8 protein-coding genes and 2 pseudogenes are annotated in these 8,052 nt (G+C 32.2%); 6 read left to right on the top strand and 4 right to left on the bottom strand.

All coding sequences use genetic code 11. The features are described 5' to 3' along the window. Both RSB60_RS09965 and zwf read left to right on the top strand, forming a co-directional pair. Positions 1–266, top strand: a pseudogene (locus tag RSB60_RS09965) (NADP-dependent phosphogluconate dehydrogenase); the annotation flags it as partial. Next, entirely contained in the window at positions 250–1,668 is a 1,419-nt protein-coding gene (gene zwf / locus RSB60_RS09960; RefSeq protein ID WP_332616085.1) for a glucose-6-phosphate dehydrogenase, read from the top strand. The pseudogene RSB60_RS09965 and the gene zwf, both read left to right, overlap by 17 nt. Before the next feature lie 26 nt (positions 1,669–1,694). Here the strand turns inward: zwf and pepD are convergent, their stop codons facing one another. Then, the gene (gene pepD / locus RSB60_RS09955) at positions 1,695–3,128 is read right to left on the bottom strand and encodes a beta-Ala-His dipeptidase (RefSeq protein WP_332475393.1); all 1,434 of its coding nucleotides are present in this window, start codon (positions 3,126–3,128) and stop codon (positions 1,695–1,697) included. A gap of 21 nt (positions 3,129–3,149) precedes the next feature. Continuing rightward, positions 3,150–3,293 carry a hypothetical protein gene (locus tag RSB60_RS09950; protein ID WP_323381889.1) on the bottom strand — a complete coding sequence of 48 codons (144 nt, stop codon included), beginning with the start codon at positions 3,291–3,293 and terminating at the stop codon, positions 3,150–3,152. 99 nt (positions 3,294–3,392) lie between these two features. Between RSB60_RS09950 and RSB60_RS09945 the strand changes: the two genes are divergently transcribed. Further along, the gene (locus RSB60_RS09945; protein ID WP_323381887.1) at positions 3,393–3,950 is read left to right on the top strand and encodes a chromate transporter; all 558 of its coding nucleotides are present in this window, start codon (positions 3,393–3,395) and stop codon (positions 3,948–3,950) included. Then, positions 3,944–4,495 carry a chromate transporter gene (locus RSB60_RS09940; RefSeq protein WP_323381886.1) on the top strand — a complete coding sequence of 184 codons (552 nt, stop codon included), beginning with the start codon at positions 3,944–3,946 and terminating at the stop codon, positions 4,493–4,495. The genes RSB60_RS09945 and RSB60_RS09940 overlap by 7 nt, the downstream gene beginning before the upstream one ends. Positions 4,496–4,507: 12 nt before the next feature. Here the strand turns inward: RSB60_RS09940 and RSB60_RS09935 are convergent, their stop codons facing one another. Further along, positions 4,508–5,002, bottom strand: a complete 495-nt coding sequence (locus tag RSB60_RS09935) for a hypothetical protein (RefSeq protein WP_323381885.1) — start codon at positions 5,000–5,002, stop codon at positions 4,508–4,510. Between the two features lie 328 nt (positions 5,003–5,330). On the opposite strand from RSB60_RS09935, the gene RSB60_RS09930 reads away from it, so the two are divergent. Continuing rightward, positions 5,331–5,858, top strand: coding sequence for a hypothetical protein (locus RSB60_RS09930; protein ID WP_332475396.1), 528 nt, complete (start codon positions 5,331–5,333; stop codon positions 5,856–5,858). Positions 5,859–5,888: 30 nt separating this feature from the next. On the opposite strand, the gene RSB60_RS09925 is transcribed toward RSB60_RS09930, so the two are convergent. Then, a complete protein-coding gene (locus tag RSB60_RS09925; protein ID WP_332616080.1) occupies positions 5,889–7,394 on the bottom strand; it encodes an amidohydrolase in 1,506 nt (501 codons plus the stop codon). An 82-nt stretch (positions 7,395–7,476) separates the two neighbouring features. Here RSB60_RS09925 and RSB60_RS09920 point away from each other — a divergent pair. After that, a pseudogene (locus RSB60_RS09920) lies at positions 7,477–8,052 on the top strand (serine dehydratase subunit alpha family protein); the annotation flags it as partial.

Below are 8,052 nucleotides of genomic sequence, written 5' to 3'. Positions count from 1 at the left end.
AAGAAGTACTAAGTAATTTCTTAGTGGATGGAAGCATGATAAATCAAGTCAATACAAATATACAATCATTACGTGTTACAAATTCACTTGCAATACTTGCAGGTGTTCCAATTCCAGTTTTATCATCTGCAATAACATATTTGGATCAACTTAGAAGTAAACTTGTTGGAGCTAATTTAATTCAAGCACAACGTGACTTCTTTGGAGCACATACATTTGAAAGAATTGATGTTGAGGGGAAAGTTCATCATGAGTGGGAAAATTAAAACTAACTTTACAATTTTTGGTGGTACAGGTGACTTAACTTATCGTAAATTGATACCAGCGTTATATAACTTGTACGCAACAAAAAAAATTACAAGTGATGATCGAATTGTTGCGATTGGTAGAAGAGAATATCAGCTCGAAGAATATCATGAAATTATCAAAGATTGGGTTAGTAAATATTCACGAATAAAATTTGATGAAACTACATTTCACAATTTTTTAAAACAAGTTGATTATTTTAAAATGGATTTTACTAATTTAGAAGAATATAAAAGATTAGAAGCTTATTATAAACAAAAAGAAATAGAAAATCATATATTCTATTATGCTGTAGCACCTTCATTTTTCAGTGTTATTAGTGATGGAATTATTTCTATCAGTGATTGTAAGAATGAAAAAATTATTATTGAAAAACCATTTGGGGAAACTTTAGAAAACGCAAATGAAATAAGTAAAAAACTAGAAGCTTGTTTTGGTGAAGATCATATTTATCGTATTGATCATTATTTAGGAAAAGAAATGGTTCGTAGTATTCAAACACTTCGATTTACAAATCCAATATTTGCGAATAGTTGGAATAACAAGAATATTGATAATGTTCAAATTATTGCGCATGAAGAAGTGGGGGTTGAAACACGTGGTAATTATTATGACAAAGTAGGTGCATTGAAGGATATGGTTCAAAATCATTTAATGCAAATAATGACTTTAGTTGCAATGGAAAAGCCAGATGCTACACATAGTATTCATGATAGACAAATTGAAGTATTGAAAACACTGCGCCCAGTTAATCGTTTAGATATGGAATCATCAATGATACTTGCCCAATATGAAGGGTACAAAAATGAAGTAAATGTTGACTCACATTCAACAACGGAAACATTTGCAGCATGTAAGTTATTTATTGATAGTTATAAATGGGATAATGTTCCGTTTTATATCAAGACTGGAAAGAAAATGAGTAGTCGTGAGATGAATGTAATTATTACATTTCGACCATTAGATGCTGAATCGAAACCGAATGTTCTCACAATAAAAATACAACCACTTGAAGGTGTCAGTCTTAAATTTAATATCAAGCGTCCAGGAGAAAGTGAAGAAGTGATTCAAACTGAGATGGATTTCTGCCAAAGTTGTATTCCTAGTCATCGTATTAATACTCCAGAAGCGTATGAACGATTACTCGAGGCAGTTGTTAATTCTGAACAAACTTGGTTTTCTAAATGGGATCAAATTTATTTGAGTTGGAAGTATATTGAACAACTTAAAGAAAAATATAGTGATTTACAATTGCCAATCTATTCTTATAATCAAAATACTGATGGACCAGAGGAAGCAATACAAATTATGGAAGATGATTCTCAATCTTGGGGAGAATCACAATTAGCATGTAAGCGATAAAAAAAGGGAATGACTTCCCTTTTTTCTTATAGATTTTCTAGATATTTACACAAGAATGAATAAGTTCGATCGAATGATTTCAAATCTAATTTTTCATCTGGTGTGTGTACATCATAAATATTTGGACCGATAGCAACGATATCCATATCTGGACATTTCTCTTTGAAGATGCCACATTCCAATCCGCCATGTACTGCATACATTTGGATTTCTTTGCCATCATGTGTTTCTTTATATACTTTAGCCATTAAATCTCTCATTGGACTATGTTCCATGTAATCCCAAGCTGGATACCAATTCTCAGTAGTTGCGGAAAAGCCAAATACCTTCGCGAGTGTTTGAATTTCGTCAGCAAGATCTTGAACATAAGAATCAAGAGCTCCACGAACAGATAATCCAAATTCAAATGTTTCATCTTGAAGGTCAATAATACCGATATTTTCTGAAGAAGTAGTTAAGCCATTTAAATGGTCAGACTTATGACGTAATCCAGTTGGAACAAGATATAAGAAATCAATGATTTTTTTAGAAACGTCTTTATCTAATACCTTGTTGATATTACAAGGTTCAATTGTGATGGTAAGTCCTTCATCAGTAAATTCTAATTCTTTCTTGATTTGAATAGCAGTTTTATTAATAATGTCTAATACTTCTGATTCAGGTAATGAAGAAGTGAAAGTTGCATCTGCTTCACGTGGAATCGCATTGATTTTTAGTCCGCCTTTTAAACTTTCAAGTTGAACATCACCTTTTAAAATACATTGGTGAAGCAAACGAGCAATTATCTTATTAGAATTTCCACGTTCTTTATGAATTTCTCCACCAGAATGACCGCCTAGCAATCCTTTAATTGATAGTGCGTATCCCTTTGCTGGTGCATGTATGTAAGTGATTGGGTGATGAATAACAATATCCATACCACCTGCACTTCCTGTAGTAGAAGCATCTTCTTCTTCACCATCAATATTAATCATGCGCTTAGCATTAATCAAAGACATGTCTAAGTTGAAAGCACCTTCCATAGTGGCTTCTTCATTAACTGTAAATAATCCGATTAAGTGTGGATGTTTAAGTGATGGATCAGTTAATACCGATAATATATAGGCAACACCTGCGCCATCATCAGCACCAAGAGTAGTGCCATGAGCTTTAAGGAATCCATCTTCGATATACAAATCGAGAGGATCTTTTGAAAAATCATGATTACTACTACTATTTTTCTCGTTAACCATATCAATGTGAGCTTGCAAAACAACAGCTGGATGATCTTCATATCCTAAACTTGCATTCTTATATATGATAACGTTGTTGGATTCATCTTGTACAACTTTTAAGTTGTGATCATGAGCTACTTGTACTAGATAATCACTGATTTGTTTTTCTTCTGCTGAACCATGAGGAATTTTTGTAATCTCCTCAAAATATTTTTGATAACCTTTGGATGCATCTAATATTGTCATAATATTCTCCTTTCGATGCGATTATTTAGTTTTGTCTTTTAATATTTCTAATTTCTTCTTTTGATATTTACTTCTTTGAACTAAAAAAAGAATTGGAAATACAACGGATGCAATAGCGATTATAACTAAAGCTCCCATTATAATTGATTGGAATACAACATTCATAAAAGACCTTCTTTCTACTATCATTATAGATTATTTTATACCCTCTTACAAATGATTAGAACTAGAGTTATAATAGTTTAGTGAAACTTGGAGGAGAGTATGAAATTACTGTTTGAATTGTATTGTGCATGGTTTAAAATTGGACTATTCACATTTGGTGGTGGCTATGCAATGTTGCCATTTATAGAAAAAGAAATCATTGAGAAACATCACTGGGCAACTGAAGACGAAGTGTTGGATTACTTTGCGATTGGGCAATGTACACCAGGGGTAATTGCAGTCAATACAGCGACATTCATCGGTTATTTTCAAAAGGGGATTATTGGAGGAATTGTTGCGACATTAGGTGTTGTATCACCATCAATCATAATTATTGGAATTATCGCAACGTTATTACCTACATTTCAAGATATTCCAGTTGTTCAACATGCATTGAATGGTATTAGTCTAGGTGTTTGTGTTTTGATGACTGCATCGATTTTAAAATTATGGAAAAGCAGTGTAAAAGATGGATTTGGATATTTTGTTTTTATAGTATCTTTAGTTATTGCGTTGATATTTAAAACAGCTACAATTTGGATTATTGTATTTTCCGCAATTGGAGGAATCATTTATACAAATCTTAAAAAAATTGAGGAGGATACTGAAGAATGTTAATTATTCAATTGATTCTCGAATTTTTCAAAGCTGGTTTATTTGCGATTGGTGGGGGTTTGGCAACAATTCCTTTCTTGTATGAGATGTCGTATAAATATGGTTGGTTTTCAATTGATACATTAACTACAATGATTGCGATATCAGAATCTACACCAGGGCCGATGGGTGTAAATATGGCGACTTATGTGGGAACAAATCTAATGGGTATTGGTGGTGGAATCATCACAACGCTTAGTTTAGTTGCTCCTAGTATCATTGTTATTTGTATTATCGCAAAAATGTTAACAAAATTTAGAGAAAACAAATTAATTCAATCTGTGTTTTGTGGATTAAGACCTGCAGTTGTTGCATTGATTATGGCAGCTTGTTCAGGAATATTTATTAGTGCATTATTTGTGAATGGTTTTACTTTATCACTAAAGGGAATTAATTGGATTCATGTTGTTATTTTTGCAGGTTTATTACTTGTATATTTTTGGAAGAAACCACATCCTATTCTTGTCATTGTAGCTACTGGTGTATTGGGTGTCTTATTAAATTTATAAAAAAAAAGAGGATTAATTCCTCTTTTTCCATTGTTCATTCATATATTGTTTTGTGTCATCAAAGCTTAAATTTAATAATGCTCCGATTTGATGGTAAAGTATTTTTTCAGCTTCATGAAAGTAGTTATCATCCACGCTACTTATTTTGAGATTGTCATCTCGGCGTTTTTTATTTTTTCCATAAGTTGTTTTAATGATGCAAACTAAATCTTCAAGTTTATTAGAATTCAATAACTGAATGTATTCTTTCTTTATTGTGATATCCTTCGTTGTGAGTACTTCGATACTAGGATAAGCACAGATAAGATGATCTAATTCTTCCATAGAGATTAAATCACGTAAGTTACCTGCACGATTTGCAACTGGGACTTCAATGACAGTTTCGGTACCATCACTGTAAACGGGGCGTAAAAGATATACTTTTTCATGTGATAATTGATTCACCTTGATTTTAAGCACCTTACAGACATCTTTTTTATATAAAACTATGTCATCCACTTTGTACATTATGGCCTCCTAACTAAACTAAAAGCAACGTATTAAACTCTAGAGTTACTAGTTGTTAACTCTATTTTACCACAAAAATGGGTGTTTTTCTGTGTGAAGCCTTTAAAAAGTACTTATGGGTAGTAAAAAGGATTGATATATACTTGAAAAAGATGAGAAATAAACATGCATTAGAAGGGTAATATGAGGTGATGGTTCAAACTTGAATTAGACGTTTGCAAGATAAATTGCTACTAAATTCAACTGCTGTTCACCCTTATATCACGTTTCCTTCAAATAAATTTGTTTTAATAAGACTACTTCAATGAAGTAGAAAAGAGGCAAGAAATTGAAATTTAAGAAGGTATTAATAAGTATTGGATCTTTGGCAATTGTATCAGGGTTGCTTATGGGATGTTCAAGTACTCCACTAGAAAAAGAGGAAGTGAATGATTCTAATATTAGTGAAAAGGGTAATGAAGAAAGTAGAAATGATAGAGAAAAAGAAGATGAAGTAACAATTAGAATTGATGCGATTGAGGGTAATCAAATTACGGCAACAATCGTAGAGATGAAGAAACCGGAAAATATAGCAGAAACAACACCAAGTGAAAAACCGGATAAGGAAAATGATGAGGAAATGATTCAACCTCAAATCGAATATAATATTACTGAAGAAACAATTACATTTACGATAAATGATGAAACAGAGTTTAAATCATTTGGTAAAGATGAAGAAAGTGAATCAAAAACAATCGAAGACTTAAATGTTGGAGATTTTATATCGGTTGATATTGATGAAAATAATATTGCTACAGAAGTATATTTTGCACCAATGAATCAATTTGAGAAGACACAACAAAATGATAAGAAATAAAAAAATAACCATGTGCTATCTTAGCCATGGTTATTTTCTCTTGTAACATTGTTTTCCACTCATATAGGTTTCTAATACTTGTGTATTTTGAAGTGTTGTCTGATCAGTAAGGATATCACGGTCAAGTACAATAAAATCTGCGAGATAGCCTTTTTTTATTTGACCGAGTGATTCTACACCTAAAACTTTACTCGCTTCTCTTGTATAAAGATCAATGGCAGTAGTAATTGGTATACACTCTTCAAAACCAGTATCATAACCACTATAACTTTGTCTTTGACATGCAGATTTCATTGCAACGAAAGGATTAACAGGATCAGCCCAAGATGTTGCAGGAGCATCACTTGAAAAAGCTAGTTGAATCTTATTTTCTAATATTTTTTTATAGGGGTAACAATAATCTTTAAATGAAGACCCAAGATTTTTTAAATAACTCTCGATTTCGGCAAAAACGAAAATCGGTTGTGATACAACTGCAATATTTTTCTTTTTTGTTTCTTCGAGCAGATGGTCTTTAACAATTGCATAGTGTTCAATACGGAGTGAAGGCATATCTTCTAACCAATCATCGGCTTTTAAACGAATTACTTTTTCAATGGCTTTGTCACCCATAGCATGCACGATAAGTTGTATATTGTGTCTCTTTGCAATGTTTTGAGCATCAATAAATTCTTCATCAGTAATTGTTGTATTACCGTAATTGTCAGTATTTAGATAAGGTGTGGAGCACCATGCTGTTTGTCCAGATACACTACCATCAGATAAAATTTTAACACCTTGAATACGAATGCGAGAATTTCTTGGTGATGGTAAATGTGTAGTATTTTTAATTTGGTGATAATCATAAGCGAAGGCTAAGCGTTGGCCCAATGAAGTTCGCATAGCTTCATCATAAAATCGAAGGGTATCAGGAGTTCCCAACATTTCAGAAATTGTTGTTATTCCTTTTGAGAATAGATCATTACTTAACTTAGCGATATTATGAGTTAATTCATCTTTTGAATATGGGGGAATATGATTAAATGTATCAAATTTTTCCTTTTCTTTTAATATCCCATTATGATTAGCTGGATTGATATTTAAAGCAAGTAAAGCAGAAGTATTACATACACAGATATGATTGCATGTTCTTTCGATAATCACAGGACAATCAAAGCAGGCTTTATCTAAATCTTCTTTTGTACAAATGCGGTTCTCTTTCATTTTACCTTCATCAAAACCCCAACCAAGAATCCATTTACCATTACCACGGGTAGCACGAATATGTTTAACACCTTGTTTGAGATCTTCGATGGAGTTTATTTTTGGCGGAACACATGCAAGTTTATTTATATTTTCGGCAATCCAAATGGGATGCATATGAATATCAAGGAGTGCGGGTATTATTAATTTATTCTCCGCATCGAGTAGAGTGTCACCATTTAAATTCTCTGTGGATACTTCAGTAAAGTATCCGTCTTCAAAAGATATACTCTTGGCATAAGGCATATCAGGATTTGCAGTATAGATTTTTGCATTTATAATTGTCGTTTTCATAGTACTATTGTAGCACTTTAGTAGTATTTTGTTTAATTGAATTGTTAGATAATGTTTGTTATGATGGTAAAGGAGAGATGATATGGAACAATTTGATGCGTATTATACAATATTAAATGAAGAGTTAGTAACTGCAACAGGATGTACAGAGCCAATAGCATTAGCTTTTGTAAGTGCAATGGCACGTAAAGTTTTAGAAAAAGATCCAACTAAGATTATAGCTTATTGCAGCGCCAATGTAGTAAAAAATGTTAAGAGTGTAACTATTCCAAATACAAATAATAATCGTGGAATAATGACAGCAGTAAATGCTGGTTGGATTGCTGGGGATGCAGATAAAGAATTAGAAGTAATTTCTATTGTTTCTGATGAACAAAAACAGCGAATTGAAGAGATATCAAAAACTAGTTTAGTGGAAGTTGTTTGTCTTAAAGATGAACCAAACCTTTCAATACGCATTCAAATGTTTAGTGATGAGGATGAAGTAAATGTAACTCTTTATCATACTCATACAAATATTACAAAGGTTGAAAAGAACAAGGAAATCCTTTATGAGAAGTCATGTGATTTGGATAATTTTAATGCATCTTTAACTGATCGCAGTGTTCTGAATCTTAAAGGAATTCAAGAATTTGCTACAAATTGTAAATTAGAACGG

The organism is Anaerorhabdus sp., from assembly GCF_036657415.1.
GTDB lineage: Bacteria > Bacillota_I > Bacilli_A > Erysipelotrichales > Erysipelotrichaceae > Anaerorhabdus.
Note: the sequence above shows the minus strand (reverse complement) of the source record. Positions and strands in the feature narration are given on the sequence as shown.